This is a genomic window from Sphingomonas sp. P4_G2 (genome assembly GCF_056401155.1).
The window spans coordinates 274924-293810 of record NZ_JBFUJY010000002.1; the positions used below are offsets into that span (position 1 = coordinate 274924).

Genomic DNA, 18887 nt, shown 5'->3' on the forward strand with positions numbered 1-18887 from the left:
CGCGCGCGGCCAGCGCATACGGTCGTCGAATTCAGGGTATGCTGAAGGTTGCCCCCGCCGCCCGAGCGGTTAGAAGCGGGCGCGACAATTAGGGAGCCGATACCGATGAAGACCCGCGCCGCCGTCGCATTCGAAGCGAAGAAACCGCTGGAGATTGTCGAGGTCGACCTGGACGGTCCCAAAGCGGGCGAAGTGCTGGTCGAGATCATGGCGACCGGCATCTGCCACACCGACGCTTACACGCTAGATGGTCTTGATTCTGAAGGGATTTTTCCGTCGATTCTCGGTCACGAAGGCGCCGGCATCGTGCGCGAGGTCGGCCCTGGCGTGACCAGCGTGAAGCCCGGCGACCACGTCATTCCGCTGTACACGCCCGAATGCCGGCAGTGCAAAAGCTGCCTGTCGGGCAAGACCAACCTGTGCACGGCGATCCGCGCGACCCAGGGCAAGGGGCTGATGCCCGACGGCACGACGCGCTTTTCGTATAAGGGGCAGCCGATCTTTCATTATATGGGTTGCTCTACCTTTTCGAATTTCACGGTGCTGCCCGAGATCGCCGTGGCGAAGATTCGCGAGGACGCGCCGTTCCAGACGAGCTGCTACATTGGCTGCGGCGTGACCACCGGCGTGGGCGCCGTGGTGAAGACGGCGAAGGTCCAGGCGGGTGACAATGTAATCGTGTTCGGATTGGGTGGAATCGGCCTCAATGTCATCCAGGGCGCCAAAATGGTCGGCGCGGACAAGATTATCGGCGTCGATCTCAACGACTCGAAAGAGGAATGGGGGCGGCGATTCGGCATGACCGACTTCGTCAATCCGAAGAAAGTGGAGGGCGACCTGGTCGCGCACCTGGTCGCGATGACCGATGGCGGTGCCGATTATACGTTCGATGCGACCGGCAATACCGACGTCATGCGCGTCGCGCTCGAGGCGTGCCATCGCGGCTGGGGCACCAGCATCATCATCGGCGTGGCTGAGGCCGGCAAGGAAATCTCGACGCGTCCATTCCAGTTGGTCACCGGACGCAACTGGCGCGGCACCGCGTTCGGCGGCGCCAAGGGCCGCACCGACGTGCCCAAGATCGTCGACTGGTACATGCAGGGCAAGATCGCGATCGATCCGATGATCACCCACGTGCTCAAGCTCGACGAGATCAACAAGGGGTTCGACCTGATGCATGCGGGCGAGAGCATCCGCAGCGTCGTGGTCTTTTAAAAAAAACATATTCATCTGGGGAGGATAACGCCATGTTTTCGCACATGATGGTCGGCAGCAACGACCTCGATCGATCGAAGAAATTCTACGACGCGCTGTTCGGCGCGGTCGGTGGGAAAGAGGCCATCGTCGATCCCAAGGGCCGGCTGATGTATTTGCACAATGGCGGCATCTTCATGGTCACCGCGCCGATCGACGGCGCGCCCGCTTGCCACGCCAATGGCGGTACGATCGGCTTCGCGATGGAAACGCCCGAACAGGCGGATGCTTGGCATGCCGCTGGCGTCGCCAATGGCGGCGTCGCGATCGAGGAGGATCCTGGCGTTCGCGAAGGGGCCGGTATGAAATTGTACCTCGCCTATCTGCGCGATCCGGACGGCAACAAGCTGTGCGGGCTTCACCGGCTGGGCTGAGCAAGTGTCGCTGACCGTCAAATCGACCAATCGCGCCTTCGGTGGCGTCCAGGGCGTGTATGAACACGCCTCGGCCGCCACCGGCACGCCGATGACCTTTTCGGTGTTCGTGCCGGAGCATGAGGCAGGCGCGCGGCTACCGGTGCTCTGGTATCTGTCGGGGCTGACCTGCACGCACGCCAATGTCACCGAAAAGGGCGAGTTTCGCCGCGCCTGCGCCGAACATGGCGTGATTTTCATCGCCCCCGACACCAGCCCGCGCGGCGATGATGTGCCCGATGACGAGGCTTATGATTTCGGCAAGGGCGCCGGCTTCTATGTCGACGCGACCGAGGCGCCCTGGTCGACCAATTTCCGGATGCGATCCTATATCGAGGACGAACTCCCGGCGCTGATCGCCGCCGAGTTCGCTATGGCCGACATGGCGCGCCAAGGCATCACCGGCCATTCGATGGGCGGACACGGCGCGCTGACGATCGCCTTGCGCAACACGGGGCGCTTCCGCAGCGTCTCGGCCTTCTCGCCGATCGTGTCGCCGCTTCATTGCCCCTGGGGTGCAAAGGCGCTGGGCGGTTATCTCGGTGCCGATCGCGCCGATTGGCGGCCCTATGATGCCTGTGCGCTAATCGACGACGGCGCGCGCGTGTCAGACATCCTGGTCGATCAGGGCGATGCCGACGCGTTTCTCGCCGACCAGCTCAAACCCGAATTGCTGGCGGACGCCTGCCATCGCGCCGGGATCGACCTGACGCTGCGGATGCAGGTGGGCTATGATCACAGTTATTACTTCATCTCGACCTTCATGGCCGATCATATCGCCTGGCACGCCGCCCGGCTGGGCTAAGCCTTTCCGGCGAAGCAGATTGCCGTCGGGTCGGCAGCGACGACGGCGCGTCTGTTCGCGGTTCCTCGGTCACGACGGCGATCGGGCAAGAAAAAGGCTCCGGGGGTGGACCCCGGAGCCTTTGGAGTGCGAGGCTGGCGCCTCCGTCCTCAGAACTTGAAGCCCGCGGCGAGGCCGTAACGGCGCGGTTCGAGCGTGAAGGCGTTGGTGAACAGGCCCGACGACTGGTCGGTCACGTAGAGGCCGGTGATCGCGTTGTTGTCGGCCAGGTTCTGGACGAACGCGCGGACGTAGAATTTGTCGCTCGGCCCGTTCAGCTGAACCTGGGCATTGATCACCTCATAGCCCTGGATGCGGTTGACGTTGTTGTTGAAGATGCTGCCGTAATAGCCGCCGGTATAGGCCAGGTCGACGCGCGGAGTGATGTTCCAGTCGTTGCCGAGTTGACCGGTCCACTGAATGCCCGCCGAGAATTTGTAGTGCGGCGATTGCGGCAGCTCGTTGCCCTTGATGTTCACCGCCACGCCCGACGGCAGCACGGTTACCGGCGCCGCGGTGGCGGCGGCAAAGCCAGTCAGAAGGTCGCAGACGCTGAACGCACCGGTCGTATTGGTGCCGGGGATCGGCGTCGTGCCCTGGAAGTTGCCCGGCTGGGCCGGGATGCCCTGGGCCGCAAAGGCGCCGGCGTTGATCGCCGAGTTCGCCGCGTTGACGAAACCATTCGAGATCGCTGCGTTGCCCGAATTCGATACCACGGCGCAGTTCGAACCGTTGGTGACATCCTTGATGATCACCGCGTCGGCGCGGCCGCCCGACGGATCCTGCGGGTTGCTGAGGAACTTGTCGTTGGAAACCTTGGTGTGCAGGTAGCTCGCCGTCAGGTTGATCAGCACCGAATTGCTCGGCTTGATGATCGCTTCCGCCTCGGCGCCGTAGATATCGGCGTCGACATTGTCGTTGACCGAGGTGCGCGCGACGATGCGGCTCAGCTGGAGCTGCTTGTACTGGTAATAGAAAGCAGTGAGGTTGAGGCGGAGCGTGCCGCCCAGGAAGGTATTTTTCGACCCGATTTCGAACGCGTTGACCGTTTCCGGCCCGAAGGTCAGCGGGACGCTGAACCCAGCCGCCAGCGACGGATTGAGGCCGCCCGATTTATAGCCGCGCGAATAGGATGCGTAGAGCAGGTTGCGCGAGGTGATCTGCCAATCGAGGACCGCGCGGCCGGTCAGGCGCCCGAAGCTGACATTGTTGATTGCCAGTGGCTGGTTGCCCGCGCGTGCAGGATCGGCGTCGTAACAGGCAAAGCCCGGCGCCGAATAGGCGCTCGCCGCGCCCACTGGAACCGGGCAGTTCAGCAGGTTGGTGCGCGACTGATAGTCCTTCTCGTCATGGTTGTAGCGCAGACCGCCGGTCAGCTTCACCTTGCTGCTGAAGTTCACATAGGCTTCCCCAAAGAAGCCGTAGCTCTTCAGATGGTAGAATTCGGAGTCGTTGCGATAGAACGGCGTGCCGAGCACATTGCCGGCTCCCCCGCCGAGCAGACCCGCCGCATAGTCGAGCGCGAACGAGTTCACATAATAGCTGTTGTCAGTGACCTTATAGTCGAGATAGCCGGCACCGGCCAGGAAGTTGAACGGCCCGTCGAGCTTCGACGAGATGATACCTTCTGCGAACCATTGTTTGCCGCGCGCGGTCGAACGGTCGAAGTCGAGGCTGGTCGAAGCGCAGACCTTGTGACCGCTATAGACGCCGGTGCCGGTCGGTTCGGCAAGCGACTGGCAAAGAGTCGAGGTGTTGCCGTTGGGCAGCAGGATGTTGCGGATCGCCAAGTAACCCGGGCCTAGGAGGCCGGCGCCAGCGGCTGCGTTGAAGAGGTTGAGGCCGGGGTTGGTCGCGTAGGAGCGCTCGATGCCGACGTTATAGTCGACCGACGAGTCGGTCATGCCTTCGGTATAGCCGCCATCCAGCTTGAACAGCGCCTTTCCGAAATCCTGCGAGAAGTTGACCAGGACCTGCTTCTCATTGGTTTTGAACGTCGGCAGCGAGTCGATGTTGACCGTGCGCATGTCGGCCGGGTTGACGTAGCCGGTGTAGCTGTCGCCGTCCGAACCATAGACACTGCCCAGCGCGAAACCGGCGAGCGGCGCGGTCGAGGTGCGCAGCCTGAGGAACTGGCTCGACGTCAGTACCGAGGCTAAAGTCGCGTCGCCATTGACCTGCTCGAACCCGAGCCGGTCGGGCAAGCAGCCCAGCACGCCGGTCGGGTCGCGATGGCAGAGTTGTTTCTGGATGCGCGAGCGATCGTCGTTTTCCTTGAAATAATGGGCGACGATGTCGAGCGTCGTGTTCGCGGTCGGCTGGAAGCGCAGCGATACACGGACGTCATACTGGTCGCGGCCATCGATGTTGCTGTTCGTGGCCAGGTTCTTGGTGAAACCATCGCGGTTCAGGTAGTAACCCGCGACGCGGACACCGAAGATGTCGCCCAACGGTATGTTGAGCATGCCTTTGACGCGGACGCTGTTGTAATTGCCATATTCGACATCGCCCGAGGCGTGGATGCCCGACAGATCGGGCTTGGCAGTGATGAAATTGATCACGCCACCAGTCGCGTTGCGGCCGAACAGCGTGCCCTGCGGTCCGCGCAGCACTTCGATGCGCTCGACGTCGAAATATTCGTTCTGGAAGATCGGCGAGCCGAGCACTGGCACATCGTTCACATGGATCGCGGTCGCGGCGTCGCAGGTGACGCCGACGCAGAGGTCGCCGATGCCGCGGATGTTGAACGACGATGACGAGGTGAAGTTGCCCTTGGTGAAGGTAATGTTCGGCAGCGTCAGCTGAAGATCGCTCGTCGTGTTGATCTGCTGTTCTCTCAGCGCCTCGGCGCTGAACGCCGACACCGCGATCGGCACGGTCTGCAGCGTCTCGGACTGGCGCTGGGCAGTGATGACGATGTCGGCGATCTGGTCCTGATCGTCAGCCTGCGGCGCAGCGACCGGCGCTGCGGGTGTGGGTGCATTTTGCGCCATGGCCGGCGTGGCTGCGATCAGCGCGATAGCCGACGCGGCAAGCAGTTCGAATTTCTTCATGGTACATCCCCTCATGCATTCGCCCCGATCTTATGCCGGTTGGCGTGGTTTCCGACGAACTGGCAAGAGCCTAGGTAGCTTGGTCTTGCGGCGTCAATGGGCTTCGGGCACGGAAAACGGCGGGTTTCCTAGTCTGTTGCTTAAAAGAAACAGTATGGACCATACCCAAGGCTCGATTTTACGGCCCTGCCGTAACGTCACCCAGGTTTGAAAGACCGGATCGACAACCATGAATGACCATGACGATGATTTGAATGACGGCGATCTGGTGGCGGCCGCGCCGAAAATTCCGGTGCCTGACGAGGTGGCCGACGCGGTTCGCACCCTGATTCGCTGGGCCGGCGACAAACCCGATCGCGAAGGGCTGCTCGATACGCCGTTGCGCGTGGCGCGCGCGTGGAAGGAATATTGCGCAGGATACCAGGACGATCCCGCCTTGCATCTGAAGCGCGTGTTCGAGGAAGTCGGCGGCTATGACGACATCGTTTTGCTGAAGGACATTCCGTTCCAATCGCATTGCGAGCACCACATGGCGCCGATCATCGGCAAGGCGCATATCGCTTACCTGCCCAAGAACCATGTCGTGGGCATTTCCAAGCTGGCGCGCGTCCTGCACGGCTTCGCGCGGCGGCTGCAGGTTCAGGAACGGCTGACTGCCGAAGTCGCCGACTGCATCTGGGACAATCTGAAACCTCAGGGCGTCGCCGTGGTGATCGAGGCGAGCCATGCCTGCATGACCGCGCGCGGCGTCCGCACACCCGGCGTATCGATGGTGACCAGCCGGATGATGGGCGTGTTCCGCGATGATGAACGTAGCCGTCGCGAGATTCTGGCGCTGATGGACATGCAGGGCAGGGCGTGATCCGCACGGTCCTCGTCACCGGCGGCTCCCGGCGGATCGGGGCAGCGATCGTCCGCGCGCTGGCGGCGGCGGGGCACCGCGTGGTGATCCACCACCATCATCCGCACGACGAAGATGCCGTGTCGCTGGCGCAGGAACTCGATCCGTCGGGCGACCGCGTCGCGACGGTGGTCGGGGACCTCGCCGCGCCCGATGCCGCCTCGGCGATCCTCCGCGCCGCGCGCAACGCGACGGGCGGGCCGATCGACGGGTTGGTCAATTGCGCGTCGGTGTTCGAGTTCGACCGGCCGCCGCATTTCGATCCTGCCTTGCTGGCCCGGCTGACCGCGGTGAACCTCGCAGCCCCCGCGGCGCTGGCCTGTGCGCTGGCCGAACAGGACGAGTTGGAGGACGGTGCGGTGGTCAATCTGCTCGACCAGAAGGTCGCCAATCTCAATCCCGATTTCTTCAGCTACACGCTGACCAAGATCGCGCTGGAAGGCGCGACGACGATGCTCGCCCAGGCGCTGGCGCCGCGGGTGCGGGTCAACGCCATCTCGCCCGGCCTGACCTTGCCGAGCGGCGACCAGAGCGACGCGGAGTTCGAGAGCGTCGCTGACGAGAATCTGCTGCGTCGACCAGTGCCGATCGAGGAGATCGCGCGCGCGGTCGACTATCTGCTCACCACACCGGCGGTGACCGGGCACAATCTTTTCCTCGACAACGGCCAGCGGTTTCTCAAGCGACAGGGTGACGTCATGTTCTCGACACCGGGCCGCCGCGATGGCTGAGGCGACCTACACGATCCGGCTCGACGGGCTTGAAGTGCAGATGGGGCTCGGCATTCACGAGGCGGAGCTTGCCGGGCCGCAGCGTGTGTTGGTGTCGGTGGCGATGACCTGCGCCTATCCGGCGGTGCCCGAGGACCGCATCGAGGCGGTGGTCGATTACGACCATATCCGCGAAGGCGTGCTGGCGATCGCGGCCGGCGGGCACGTAATGCTGCAGGAAGTCCTGTGCGAGCGCATCGCGACGCTATGCTTTGCCGATCCGCGTGTCGTCGCAGTGACCGTGCAGTCGGCGAAACCCGACATTTATCCTGACGCGCGGATCGGCTGCGAGATCACCCGGACGCGCTGACCTGCTCACATGAGTCATCCCGGCCCCGTGCCGGGATCCAAACCTCCCCAACGGAATCCAGCCGTTGTTGCGCGATAGATGCCGGGACAAGCCCGGCATGACGGGAGGTCAGGCAGCCCGGTTCGCCGCGCTCAGCACCGCGCGGACGCTCGCGGTCGCGACGTCCTCGTCGATGCCGACGCCCCAGACCGTTCCGCCATCCGCCGCGCGGCACTCGACATAGGCGGCTGCCTGAACGTCGCTGCCATGGCCGATCGCGTGCTCGACATAGTCGACGACATCCAGTTCGATCCCGAACCCGTCGCGGATTCCCGCGAGCACGCTCGAGATCAGTCCGTTGCCGCGTCCGCTCACCGACTTGACGCTGCCGGTTTCGGCGATGCTGCCGGCGAAGATGCGTTCGCCATTGGGCGCGCGCGTCTCGTCATAGGCCTGGAGCTGCAGCCGCTCGCCGCCATAGGGCAGGTAGGTGCGCTGGAAGAGCTGCCAGATATCGTCGGCATCGAGCTCGCGGCTGGTCTGATCGGCCAGGGCCTGGACATGCTTCGAGAAATCGGCCTGCAGGCGCTTGGGCAGCTTCAGTCCCTTGTCCTGTTCCAGGATCCAGGCAACGCCGCCCTTGCCGGATTGCGAATTGACCCGGATCACCGCTTCGTAGCTGCGGCCGAGATCGGCCGGGTCGATCGGCAGATAGGGGACTTCCCAGACATCGTCATTCTGGCGTTCGCGCGCGGTGAAGCCCTTCTTGATCGCGTCCTGATGCGAGCCCGAGAAGGACGTATAGACCAGCTCACCGGCATAAGCATGGCGCGGGTGCACCGGCAAATTGGTGCAATAGGTCACCGTGTTGATGATCTGGTCGATATCGGAGAGGTCGAGCTTCGGATCGACGCCCTGCGTGTACATGTTGAGCGCGACCGTCACCAAGTCACAATTGCCGGTCCGCTCGCCATTACCGAGCAGGCAGCCCTCGACGCGGTCGGCACCGGCCATCAATCCAAGTTCCGCCGCGGCGACGCCAGTGCCGCGATCGTTATGGGTGTGCAGGCTGATAATCACGCTGTCGCGATTGGGGATGGTTCGCCCGAACAGCTCGATCTGGTCGGCATAGACGTTGGGCGTCGCGCATTCGACCGTTGCGGGCAGGTTGAAGATGATCGGTTTATCCGGCGTCGGCTGGAGCACGTCCATCACCGCCGCGCAGACCTCGACCGAGAAATCGAGTTCGGCGGTCGAGAAGGTCTCCGGGCTGTATTCGAACCGCCAGTCGGTGCCCGGCCGCGCCGCGGCGCAGTCGCGCAGCATCTTCGCGCCCTCGACCGCGATCGCCTTGATCTCGTCCCTGGTCATGCCGAACACGATCTTGCGCCAGGCCGGCGAGACCGCGTTGTACAAGTGGACGATCGCTTTGGGCGCGCCGATCAGGCTGTCGAAGGTGGTCTCGATCAGGTCGCGGCGCGCCTGGGTCAGCACCTGCAGCGTGACGTCATCGGGAACGCGGCCCGATCGAACCAGATCCTGGATATAGTCGAAATCGGTCGCGCCGCTCGCGGGGAACCCGACCTCGATCTCCTTGATCCCGGTCTTGACGATGAGATCGAAGAAGCGGGTCTTCTTCTCGGCGTCCATCGGATCGATCAGCGCCTGGTTGCCGTCGCGCATGTCGGTCGACAGCCAGATCGGCGCCTGGGTGATCGTCCGCGACGGCCATTGCCGGTCGGGCAGGTTGATGGGGGGAAAGGGGCGGTATTTGGTCGATGGGTCGCGCAACATGGCTATGGCTCTTCTCGTCGTCAGGAGCGGCGGGGAGGGTCAGGCCCTTAGGCGCGGTGCGCGCCGTCGCCGGCACGCGGGATGAACTACGCGCCTAAGGGCGCGTAAGTCGAAGCAGGGTAAGGCCGAGTCCGATCGTCATCTCAGGTTCAGCCCTAGCCCCCGATGGTTAAGAAAGTCCAGCCCGAAAGACTGATCCACGGCAAGGAAAGGCTGGACGCGTTGTGGCAGCTTTACTGCCCTGTAAGGAGTAGCGTGTGCGTCAAATCATCTATCGCAGCCTCACCACATCGGAAAGCGGCCACGCGGCTGACGACATTCCGGACATCGTTCGCGATGCAGCGGCGCGCAACGGATTGGAGGGAATTACGGGTCTGCTCTACACAGAGGACGACGCTTTCCTGCAGGCGATCGAGGGACCCATCGATAGCGTGTCCGACTTGATGGAGCGGCTGAAAAACGACGCTCGTCATCGCGATCTGACGATTCTCGTCGACCGCCCGATCGAGGAACGCGAGTTCGGGGACTGGACGATGATCTATCGCGACCGCCGGGAATCGATCGACGCGTTCGATGATCGTCTGCGGGTGTTGCTTGCCGGGGTTTCTGACGAAACCGTCCGTCACTTCAGGGCACTGCAGCCCGCCTGACAGTTGGACCCTCTCCCGCTTGCGGGAGAGGGCAGGGTGAGGGTCTTCTTTCTTCTTCCAAACGTGTGCCGAAGCAGAAGTAGAAAGAAGACCCTCACCCTCCCACCGCTTCGCGGCGGGCCCCTCCCTCTCCCGCAGGCGGGAGAGGGCAAGAAAAACGCGGGATTGCGGTTCCTACTTAATCCCCGAACAACGCGTCGAACGGGCTTTTGGGCAGGCACCAGAGGAAGGCGACGAGCGCTGCGGCGGCGATGCCGAGCCATGGCGACACAAAGCTGAGCGCGGCGCCGGCGAGATAGATCAGCACCGCGGCGACGCCCTTGCGCGAGGTCTGGCGGTGATAGGTCTCTGCCTCGGCCCCGTGGACGCCGGTCCGCCGGATTTCGCCCTGTAGCGGAACGTAAACTATGCCCGGCAGGACCATCGACGCCAGGTAAACCAATGTCGCGTCGCGGCTGAAATGCTGCTCGCCGAGATAGGCGGCGGTGAACGGGATCAGCGACAGCGTGAACAGCAAACCCAGGTTCAGCCAGATCAGCAGGTTGGTTACCCGCGTCGCATGGCTGAACAAGCGGTGATGGTTGGCCCAATAGATGCCGACGTAGGCGAAGCTCAGGACGTAAGCGAGGAAGACGGGCCAGAGGTGCACCAGCTTGTCGAGCCCCGGCAGTTCGGGCGCGTGCAGTTCGAGCACCATGATGGTGACGATGATCGCGATCACGCCATCCGAAAAAGCCTCGACACGCCCGATCCCTGGCTTGCCTTCCCCACCTTCGCTCATTCCGTGTCGAACCCCGCTTTAACGACGGGGCCGACGGTAATCAGAAATCAGCGGCACGTCAGTTCTTTTCCTTGTCCACCAGCTTGTTGGCGCCGATCCACGGCATCATCGCGCGCAGCTCGCTGCCGATCTTTTCGATCGGGTGCGCGGCGGCCGCCTTGCGCGCCGCCTTGAGCTCGGGCTGGCCGGCACGGTTGTCGAGGACGAAATTCTTGACGAACCGCCCGGACTGGATGTCGGCGAGCACGCGCTTCATCTCGGCCTTGGTCTCGTCGGTGATGATCCGCGGGCCGGTGACGATGTCGCCATATTCGGCGGTGTTGGAGATCGAGTAGCGCATGTTGGCGATGCCGCCTTCATAGAGCAGGTCGACGATCAGCTTGGTTTCGTGGAGGCATTCGAAATAGGCCATTTCGGGAGCGTAGCCCGCCTCGACCAAGGTCTCGAACCCGGCCTGGATCAAATGGGTGATGCCGCCGCACAGCACCGCCTGCTCGCCGAACAAATCGGTCTCGCATTCTTCCTTGAAATTGGTCTCGATGATGCCCGACCGGCCGCCGCCGACGCCCGAGGCATAAGCGAGCGCGACGTCATGCGCGTTGCCGCTCGCATCCTGATGGATCGCGATCAGGCAGGGGACGCCGCCGCCGCGGACATATTCGCTGCGCACGGTATGGCCGGGACCCTTGGGCGCGATCATGATCACGTCGATATCCGACGGCGCTTCGATCAGTCCGAAATGGACGTTGAGACCGTGCGCGAAAGCGATCGCCGAGCCGGGGCGCATATTGCCCTTGAGGTCATTGTCCCAGATCGCCGCCTGATGTTCGTCCGGCGCGAGGATCATCAGGATATCGGCCCAGGCGGCCGCATCCTTGTTCGACATGACCTTGAAACCGGCGCCCTCGGCCTTCTTCGCGGTGGCCGAGCCCTCGCGGAGCGCAATGGCGACTTGCTTGACGCCCGAATCGCGCAAATTCTGGGCATGGGCATGGCCTTGCGAGCCATAGCCGACGATGGCGATCTTCTTGTCGGTGATCAGGTTCAGATCGGCGTCGCGATCGTAATAGACACGCATTTCATTCCCTTTCGAAACGTAACCGTCATGCCAGCGGAAGCTGGCATCTCATGAGTTGATTCCCTGGTGGCGCAAGATCCCGGCTTTCGCTGGGATGACGCGATCTGTCGATCGCTACGCCGCGTCTTTCCCCCGCGAAATGGCGACGATGCCGGTGCGCGCGACCTCGATCAGGCCGACCTCGTTCATCAATTCGACGAACTTGTCGATCTTCTCGGTCCCGCCGGTCACTTCGAACACGAAGCTCGATATCGTCGCGTCGACCACCCGCGCGCGGTACACTTCGGCCAGGCGCAACGCCTCGATCCGCGCTTCACCGGTGCCGCGCACCTTGACCAGCGCCAGCTCGCGCTCGACATGCGCACCCTCTGCGGTGAGGTCACGGACCTTGTGCACCGGCACCAATCGGTCGAGCTGCGCCACGATCTGTTCGAGGACATGCGGGCTGGCCGAGGTCACGATGGTGATCCGGCTGACCTGCTTGTCCTCGGTGATCTCGCTCACCGTCAGGCTCTCGATATTATAGCCCCGTGCGGTGAACAGGCCGGCGATCCGCGCCAGGATACCCGGCTCGTTGTCGACGATCACCGCGAGCGTATGCCGCTCGGCTTTCTCTTCCTTGATGTGCACCTTTGGATCGTCACCCCAGCAAATGCCGGGGTCTCCCTGTTATAATGGCGTGCTTGCGGCACGAGATCCCAGCTTTCGCTGGGATGACGGTAGATATCAGACCAAAGCCTTGGCTTCGTCGTTGAGCGTGCCCGCCACCTTGTCGGTTTGCAGGATCATCTCGACATGCGACGCGCCTGACGGGATCATCGGGAAGCAATTCGCCAGCTTGGCGACGCGGCAGTCGACGATCACCGGGCCGTCATGCGCGAGCATGTCGGCGATGCCGCCGTCGAGTTGCGACATCTCCTCGATCAGGATGCCCTTCCAGCCATAGGCTTCGCCGAGCTTCACGAAATCGGGCAGGCTGTCCGAATAGCTCTCCGAATAGCGGCTTTCATAGGTCAGTTCCTGCCACTGCCGGACCATGCCCATATATTCGTTATTGAGGATGAAGATCTTGACCGGCAGCCGGTACTGCGTCGCCGTCGCCAGCTCCTGGATGTTCATCTGGATCGAGGCTTCGCCGGCAATGTCGATGACCAGTGCCTTGGGATTGCCGAGCTGCGCGCCGATCGCGGCGGGCAGGCCATAGCCCATCGTGCCCAACCCGCCCGAGGTCAGCCATTTGTTCGGCGCCTCGAAATCGAAATGCTGCGCCGCCCACATCTGGTGCTGACCGACTTCGGTGGTGATGATCGGGGCCTGATCCTTGGTCGCTTCCCACAAGGCGCGGATCGCGCGTTGCGGCATGATCTCCTTGCCATTGCCCTCGGGGAAATCGAGGCTCTTGACCGCGCGCCAGCCTTCAATCCGACGCCACCATTCGCGGGTGTCCGGCTTGGGATGCTGGCGCGCTTTCCACACCCGGATCATGTCCTCGAGCACATGGCCGACATCGGCGACGATGCCGAGATCGATGCGCACGGTCTTGTTGATGCTCGACCGGTCGATATCGACATGGACCTTGCGCGCATTGGGCGCGAAGGCGTCGAGCCGGCCGGTGACGCGGTCATCGAACCGCGAGCCGAGCGCGAGGATCAGGTCGGCCTGGTTCATCGCCCAGTTCGCTTCATAGGTCCCATGCATGCCGAGCATGCCGAGCCATTGCGGACTGGAGGCAGGGAAGGCGCCCAGGCCCATCAAGGTCGAGGTGACCGGCGCGCCGGTGATCTTGGCCAATTCGCGCAGCAACAGCGACGCCGCGGGCCCGGAATTGATGATCCCGCCGCCGGTATAGAGGATCGGGCGCTCCGCCGCGGCCAGCATGTCGACCAATTGCTCGATCACCGCCGGATCGGCCTTAATCTGCGGGCGATAGGTCTTGTGCTGGATCGGGCCCGGCTTGGTGTATTTCGCGGTCGCGACCTGGACGTCCTTGGGAATGTCGATGACGACTGGCCCCGGGCGGCCCGACGTGGCGATATGGAACGCCTCGTGGATCGTGGCACCCAGCCGCGACGGGTCCTTCACCAAGTAATTGTGCTTGGTGCAGTGCCGAGTGATGCCGACCGTATCGGCTTCCTGGAAGGCGTCCGATCCGATCAGATGCGTTGCCACCTGCCCGGTGATGACCACCATCGGGATCGAATCCATCAGCGCATCGGTGATGCCGGTGACCGCGTTGGTCGCGCCGGGTCCCGAGGTGACGAGCACGACGCCGGGCTTACCGGTCGAGCGCGCATAGCCTTCCGCCGCATGAGTCGCGGCCTGTTCGTGGCGAACCAGAATATGCCGCAGCCGCTTCTGCTTGAAGATCGCGTCATAGATCGGGAGCACCGCGCCGCCGGGATAGCCGAACACGACTTCCACGCCGAGATCGCACAGCGCCTCGACCAGGATATCGGCTCCACTTTTTTCGGCCACGACAATGTCCTCCTTCTTCGCATACGCAACATGATTGCAGACGGGCGGCTCTACGTGCATGAAAACTACGCGTCAACCGTCAATGCTGTAATCTTATTGCTATTTCACTAATTAGATTGAAACTATCTGTCTCTTCGGTGCGTGTCCAGTCCGCAGGCGGTTGATTGCGGAACCAGGTATATTGGCGTTTGGCATATTGGCGAGTGGCAAGGCTGGCGCGCGCGATCGCGTCATCTAGGCTGATTTCGCTCAGCGCGGCCGCAGCGAGTTCGGGCATGCCGATCGCGCGGCGGATAGGGGCGTCGAGTGGGACGTCCTCGCGGGCGATCAGCGTGGCCACTTCCGCCATCGCGCCGGCGTCGACCATCGCCGCGAAGCGTCGGTCGATACGCTCGTTGAGCCAGTCGCGCGGCGGCAGCAGAATTGTCGCGACCAGGCCGATACGCTCGCCGATCCCGCCGACGCGCTCGCGCCGCCAATCGGCAATCGGGCGCCCGGTCGAGCGGATGACTTCGAGCGCGCGGCAGATGCGGCTGGTGTCGGCCGGGTTGAGCCTTGCCGCTTCCGCCCGGTCGACAGCGGTAAGTGCCGCATAGGCGTCGGAGAGGTTCATCGCGCGCACCTCGGCGCGGATCGTCGGGTCAATCTCGGGCACCGGCGCGATCCCGTCGATCAGCGTGCGGAGATAGAGGCCGGTGCCGCCGACCAGGATCGGCAAGTTACCGGCCGCGACAGCGCGATCGATTTCGACCCGCGCTTCGGCCGCCCAGCGCGCGGCGGAATAGTCAATATCGGCGGCATCGACATGGCCGAACAGGCGATGCGGCGCGCGTGCTTCTTCCTCGGGCGACGGACGCGCCGTGACGATACGCAGGTCGCGATAGACCTGCGCGCTGTCGGCGTTGATGATCGTACCGTCGAACTTCTCGGCAAGCGCAAGCGCGAGCGCAGACTTGCCACTCGCAGTCGGGCCGGCGACGATCGCCACCTTCGGCAGCTCAGTCTTGCTCATCTCCGTTCGCTTCGAACGAAGTAGAGAAGCGCTTCCCCACAACCAAAGGTGTCTCGACTTCGCGCGACACGAACGGGTAGGGCGGCGACTTCAAGGAGACCCGGCTTGTTCATCGCGACCCTGATAGCTCCCGATCTGCCCCAGGGCGAGATCACCGCCGCGCGCGACCGGCTTGATGCCGCGGGGAGCCTGCCCGTCGCGCAAGTCTGGGTCGAGAAAGGCGAGGCGATCGATCTCCAATTCGGCCGCGATCCCGAGGCCGCGCGGGTCTCGCTGGAAGGGCAAGGCTATGACGTCGTCGTCCAGCCGGCCGAGGATCGGCGCAAGAAACTGATCGTCGCCGATATGGATTCGACGATGATCACGGTCGAATGCATCGACGAGCTCGCCGATTACGCCGGCATCAAGGCGCAGATCGCAGCCGTGACCGAAGCGGCGATGCGCGGCGAGCTCGATTTCGGCGAAGCGCTCGACGCGCGCGTGGCGCTGCTCAAGGGGCTCGACGAAAGCGTGATCGCGCGCTGCCTTGCCGAGCGCGTCAAGATTATGCCCGGCGCGCGCGAGTTGGTCCGCACGATGCGCGGCTGGGGCGCGACCGCGATCCTGGTGTCGGGTGGCTTCACGCGTTTCGCCGAGCCGGTCGCCGCCGAGATCGGCTTCACCCGCGCTATCGCCAATGTGCTCGAAATCGCCGACGGCAAGCTCGCCGGCACCGTGACCAAGCCGATCGTCGACGCGTCGACCAAGCTGGCCACCTTATCGGAGGCGGTGCTCGACCTCGGCCTGTCGCGAGCCGGAACCCTGGCGGTCGGCGACGGCGCCAACGACCTGGCGATGATCACCCAGGCGGGGCTGGGCGTCGCCTATCATGCCAAGCCGGTGGTCGCTGCAGCGGCGGGCGCGCGGATCGACCATGGCGACCTGACTGCGCTTTTGTTCGCGCAGGGTGTTGCGCGCAAGGAATGGATTAGCGAATAGTGAGCGTTAACAAAACTTGAGGGAGGGGGCGATGGACCGACGTAGTGCACTTGCAGTGATGGCGTCGGGGCTGGCCTTGCCGGCATTCGCTGCCGAGCGTCGTCTTTCTCCCGTTACCGGCGGATTGGCGATCGATCGCAACCGCATCGACGCCGCGCTCAAGCAGATGGTCTCCGCCAACCGCGCCGCGGGCGCCTCGTGCCTGGTCTGGCAGCGCGGGGCCGAGCGCTATTTCGGCGCGGCGGGGTTTGCCGATCGCGAGGCCAAGCGGCCCATGGCACGCGATACGCTCGTCCAGATTTTCTCGATGACCAAGCCGGTGACCGGCGTCGCGCTGATGCAGCTTTGGGAACAGGGCAAATTCGGGCTCGACGACCCGCTGGCGAATTACCTGCCCGCGTTCGGCAAGGTGAAGGTACTCGCGGGCGGTACCGGCGCCGACGGCAAGCCGACGCTGCGTGATCCGGCACGGCCGATCGTGATTCGCGACATCCTGCGGCACACCGCCGGCTTCTCGTACGGGATGCGCGATACCGCTGCCGACAAGATCTTCCACGAGGTGGATCCGCTGGCGCTCACCAACAGCCTCGACGAGTTTGGCGACAAGCTTGCGAGTGTTCCCTTGCTGTTCGATCCAGGCGCCGAGTGGAGCTACAGCACTGGGGTCGATGTCCAGGCATTGCTGGTCGAGCATCTGACCGGTGAGAAGTTCGAGCCTTATGTCCGTCGCACGATCTTCGAGCCGCTGGGTATGAAGGACACCGCCTGGACCCAACCGCCAGAACGCCTCGCGCGATTCGCCGCTACTTATGCGCAGGCCGCAGGCGGCAAGCTTGATCGCGTTCCCGACGAGAAAGCGCGTGCGCTCAATTTCGGCCCCCGCAAACTGACGATGGGCGGCGCCGGGCTTGCCTCGACGCTCGACGATTATATGCGATTCGCGCGGATGTTGCTTGGACGGGGCACGCTCGAAGGGACCCGGATTGTCTCGCCCGACACGATCCGCGTGATGTCGACCGATCAGCTCGATCCGCGGATCACCAAACGCTTCTTCCTGCCCGGCAAGGGGTCGGTCGGGTTCGGTATCGATTTCGCGGTGCGCGTCGCGCCGCCCAAGGACGCGAAGGAGAATCGCGGGACTGTCGGCGAATTCTTCTGGGACGGTGCGGAAACGACCTTGTTCTGGGTCGATCCCGTCAACGATCTTGCCGCCGTATTCTTCGTCCAGGTTCTCCCGTTCGACGGGACATTGCATCACGACATCCGCCAGGCGGTGTACGGGCCGAACTATACCGGCCCGCCCGCCTGACGCGGTCTGACGTTACGGGTTGACCGGCACGCACTCCGACCCGGCGCGCTTGACCGCGCCGCACAGCCGCACCGCATCGGCCTGCGAGCGGATCGGTCCAGCCTGGAGCTTGGTGATCGGCCCGACGCGACGCAGATAGGGCTGCATGCCGGCAAGGCCGCCGACCTGACCCTTGAGCCGCGCCCACAAGGCCTTGGCATTGCCCTCGTCGCGGAAGGCGCCGAACTGGACGCGCCAGCCACCTCCGCTTGCGACCGCGACGGGTGCGGGTTCCGGCGCGGGCCGGACGGGCGCCGGCTTCGGGCGCGGGGCAGGCGGAGTTGCATAGGTGGGAGGCGGCGCCGAACTGTAGCTCTGCGGCGGATTGGCCGTAAGGACCGGCGGCTTGTTCTTGCCCGGCCTGGGTGCCTTGCCGGGCGCCGGATAGCTGGTACCGGGCAGGCCATAAACCGGCCCTGGCGCCGAAGACGGCGGAACGTCGGTCGACGCGATGCCGGGGCCGGCCGGGCCGCCGCCGGTAATCTCCGACCCATAATTGCCGTTGCTCGCGACCTGCGTGTCCATCTTGCGCGCGAGTTCGATGCCGCGCTGGCGCTGATCGGCGGGAATATATTTGTCCATTTCGGCGAGCGTCTGCGATCCTTGCGGCAAGCCGGCGCCCGACGAGCGCGTCATCAGCGCATAAGCGCGTACCCAGTCGCGCTCGATCCCGTCGCCGTTGAACAGCATCGTGCCGAGTACGAGCTCGGCCCGCGGCTCGCCGCGGCCGACCGATTTCTCGAGCCAGGGCACGGCGTCGGCGCGCTTGCCGTCCTGGAACAGCGCGAGACCGTAATTGTCCTCGGCCTGGGCATGGCCCTGCAGCGCCGCCTTGCGATACCAGCTTTCCGCCATCTGCAAGTCGACCGGCACGCCGCGTCCGAGCTTATAGGCCTGGCCGAGATTGAATTGCGCGTCGGCGTCGCCGGCGATCGCGGCCTTGCGCCATTCGTCGACCGCGGCCTTATAGTCGCCGCGGTTCCAGGCATCGACCCCGGTTTTTGTGTCGGCCATGGCCGGCGCGCCGATGGCGATGGTCGCGGCGATGGTCGCAAGGGAAAGCGCCGCAGCGCCGATCAGCGTTCGCATGTTTACTCGTGTCCCGCCCAACTGCACCGGTAATGAATATCACGCTCTAGCGGTTGAATGGCAAAGAAAAGGTTAGCCACGAGTCTGTTTGAAAACTCGCGGAAGAGCGGGCTGGTGCCGCGAAACGCACTCTCGGCGCGTTTTCAAACAGACTCCAC

The 18887-nt window shown here is 63.8% G+C and carries 17 protein-coding genes; 9 read left to right on the forward strand and 8 right to left on the reverse strand.

The genetic code is table 11. The annotated features are described in order from the left end of the window. Window positions 1-105: 105 nt before the first annotated feature. The 3 genes from AC1DRD_RS06775 to fghA are packed head-to-tail and all read left to right on the forward strand — an operon-like array spanning window position 106 to window position 2472. Complete coding sequence (locus AC1DRD_RS06775) at window positions 106-1215, forward strand: S-(hydroxymethyl)glutathione dehydrogenase/class III alcohol dehydrogenase (protein ID WP_478040809.1); 1110 nt, start codon at window positions 106-108, stop codon at window positions 1213-1215. A gap of 32 nt (window positions 1216-1247) precedes the next feature. Next, a complete protein-coding gene (locus AC1DRD_RS06780; protein ID WP_478029983.1) occupies window positions 1248-1628 on the forward strand; it encodes a VOC family protein in 381 nt (126 codons plus the stop codon). Window positions 1629-1638: 10 nt separating this feature from the next. Next, on the forward strand, window positions 1639-2472 hold the full coding sequence (gene fghA, locus AC1DRD_RS06785) for an S-formylglutathione hydrolase (RefSeq protein ID WP_478041204.1): 834 nt from the start codon (window positions 1639-1641) through the stop codon (window positions 2470-2472). Between the two features lie 149 nt (window positions 2473-2621). On the opposite strand, the gene AC1DRD_RS06790 is transcribed toward fghA, so the two are convergent. Next, window positions 2622-5564: a TonB-dependent receptor gene (locus AC1DRD_RS06790; RefSeq protein WP_478040810.1), complete on the reverse strand. Its 2943-nt coding sequence runs from the start codon at window positions 5562-5564 to the stop codon at window positions 2622-2624. 229 nt (window positions 5565-5793) lie between these two features. Here AC1DRD_RS06790 and folE point away from each other — a divergent pair, with 229 nt between their 5' ends. The 3 genes from folE to AC1DRD_RS06805 are packed head-to-tail and all read left to right on the forward strand — an operon-like array spanning window position 5794 to window position 7545. Then, the gene (folE, locus tag AC1DRD_RS06795; protein WP_478029986.1) at window positions 5794-6426 is read left to right on the forward strand and encodes a GTP cyclohydrolase I FolE; all 633 of its coding nucleotides are present in this window, start codon (window positions 5794-5796) and stop codon (window positions 6424-6426) included. Further along, entirely contained in the window at window positions 6423-7196 is a 774-nt protein-coding gene (locus AC1DRD_RS06800; RefSeq protein WP_478040811.1) for an SDR family oxidoreductase, read from the forward strand. The genes folE and AC1DRD_RS06800 overlap by 4 nt, the downstream gene beginning before the upstream one ends. Next, on the forward strand, window positions 7189-7545 hold the full coding sequence (locus AC1DRD_RS06805; protein WP_478040812.1) for a dihydroneopterin aldolase: 357 nt from the start codon (window positions 7189-7191) through the stop codon (window positions 7543-7545). The genes AC1DRD_RS06800 and AC1DRD_RS06805 overlap by 8 nt, the downstream gene beginning before the upstream one ends. 108 nt (window positions 7546-7653) lie before the next feature. On the opposite strand, the gene leuA is transcribed toward AC1DRD_RS06805, so the two are convergent. After that, window positions 7654-9318: a 2-isopropylmalate synthase gene (gene leuA / locus AC1DRD_RS06810; protein WP_478029989.1), complete on the reverse strand. Its 1665-nt coding sequence runs from the start codon at window positions 9316-9318 to the stop codon at window positions 7654-7656. A gap of 257 nt (window positions 9319-9575) precedes the next feature. Between leuA and AC1DRD_RS06815 the strand changes: the two genes are divergently transcribed. Beyond that, window positions 9576-9968, forward strand: a complete 393-nt coding sequence (locus AC1DRD_RS06815) for a BLUF domain-containing protein (protein WP_478040813.1) — start codon at window positions 9576-9578, stop codon at window positions 9966-9968. 178 nt (window positions 9969-10146) lie between these two features. Here AC1DRD_RS06815 and AC1DRD_RS06820 read toward each other — a convergent pair whose 3' ends face one another. The 5 genes from AC1DRD_RS06820 to miaA all read right to left on the reverse strand — a co-directional run bounded on the left by AC1DRD_RS06820 (window position 10147) and on the right by miaA (window position 15314). Next, window positions 10147-10749 carry a TMEM175 family protein gene (locus AC1DRD_RS06820; RefSeq protein ID WP_478040814.1) on the reverse strand — a complete coding sequence of 201 codons (603 nt, stop codon included), beginning with the start codon at window positions 10747-10749 and terminating at the stop codon, window positions 10147-10149. 58 nt (window positions 10750-10807) lie between these two features. Continuing rightward, the gene (gene ilvC / locus AC1DRD_RS06825) at window positions 10808-11827 is read right to left on the reverse strand and encodes a ketol-acid reductoisomerase (protein WP_478040815.1); all 1020 of its coding nucleotides are present in this window, start codon (window positions 11825-11827) and stop codon (window positions 10808-10810) included. A 114-nt stretch (window positions 11828-11941) separates the two neighbouring features. Then, the gene (ilvN, locus tag AC1DRD_RS06830) at window positions 11942-12457 is read right to left on the reverse strand and encodes an acetolactate synthase small subunit (protein ID WP_066810648.1); all 516 of its coding nucleotides are present in this window, start codon (window positions 12455-12457) and stop codon (window positions 11942-11944) included. Between the two features lie 96 nt (window positions 12458-12553). Continuing rightward, window positions 12554-14302 carry an acetolactate synthase 3 large subunit gene (locus AC1DRD_RS06835; protein ID WP_478040816.1) on the reverse strand — a complete coding sequence of 583 codons (1749 nt, stop codon included), beginning with the start codon at window positions 14300-14302 and terminating at the stop codon, window positions 12554-12556. Window positions 14303-14381: 79 nt separating this feature from the next. After that, entirely contained in the window at window positions 14382-15314 is a 933-nt protein-coding gene (miaA, locus tag AC1DRD_RS06840) for a tRNA (adenosine(37)-N6)-dimethylallyltransferase MiaA (RefSeq protein WP_478040817.1), read from the reverse strand. Between the two features lie 105 nt (window positions 15315-15419). On the opposite strand from miaA, the gene serB reads away from it, so the two are divergent. Both serB and AC1DRD_RS06850 read left to right on the forward strand, forming a co-directional pair. Continuing rightward, window positions 15420-16292, forward strand: coding sequence for a phosphoserine phosphatase SerB (serB, locus tag AC1DRD_RS06845; protein ID WP_478040818.1), 873 nt, complete (start codon window positions 15420-15422; stop codon window positions 16290-16292). A 31-nt stretch (window positions 16293-16323) separates the two neighbouring features. Then, window positions 16324-17601 carry a serine hydrolase domain-containing protein gene (locus tag AC1DRD_RS06850; RefSeq protein ID WP_478040819.1) on the forward strand — a complete coding sequence of 426 codons (1278 nt, stop codon included), beginning with the start codon at window positions 16324-16326 and terminating at the stop codon, window positions 17599-17601. A 12-nt stretch (window positions 17602-17613) separates the two neighbouring features. Here AC1DRD_RS06850 and AC1DRD_RS06855 read toward each other — a convergent pair whose 3' ends face one another. After that, a complete protein-coding gene (locus AC1DRD_RS06855; protein WP_478040820.1) occupies window positions 17614-18729 on the reverse strand; it encodes an SPOR domain-containing protein in 1116 nt (371 codons plus the stop codon). Between the last annotated feature and the right edge of the window lie 158 nt (window positions 18730-18887).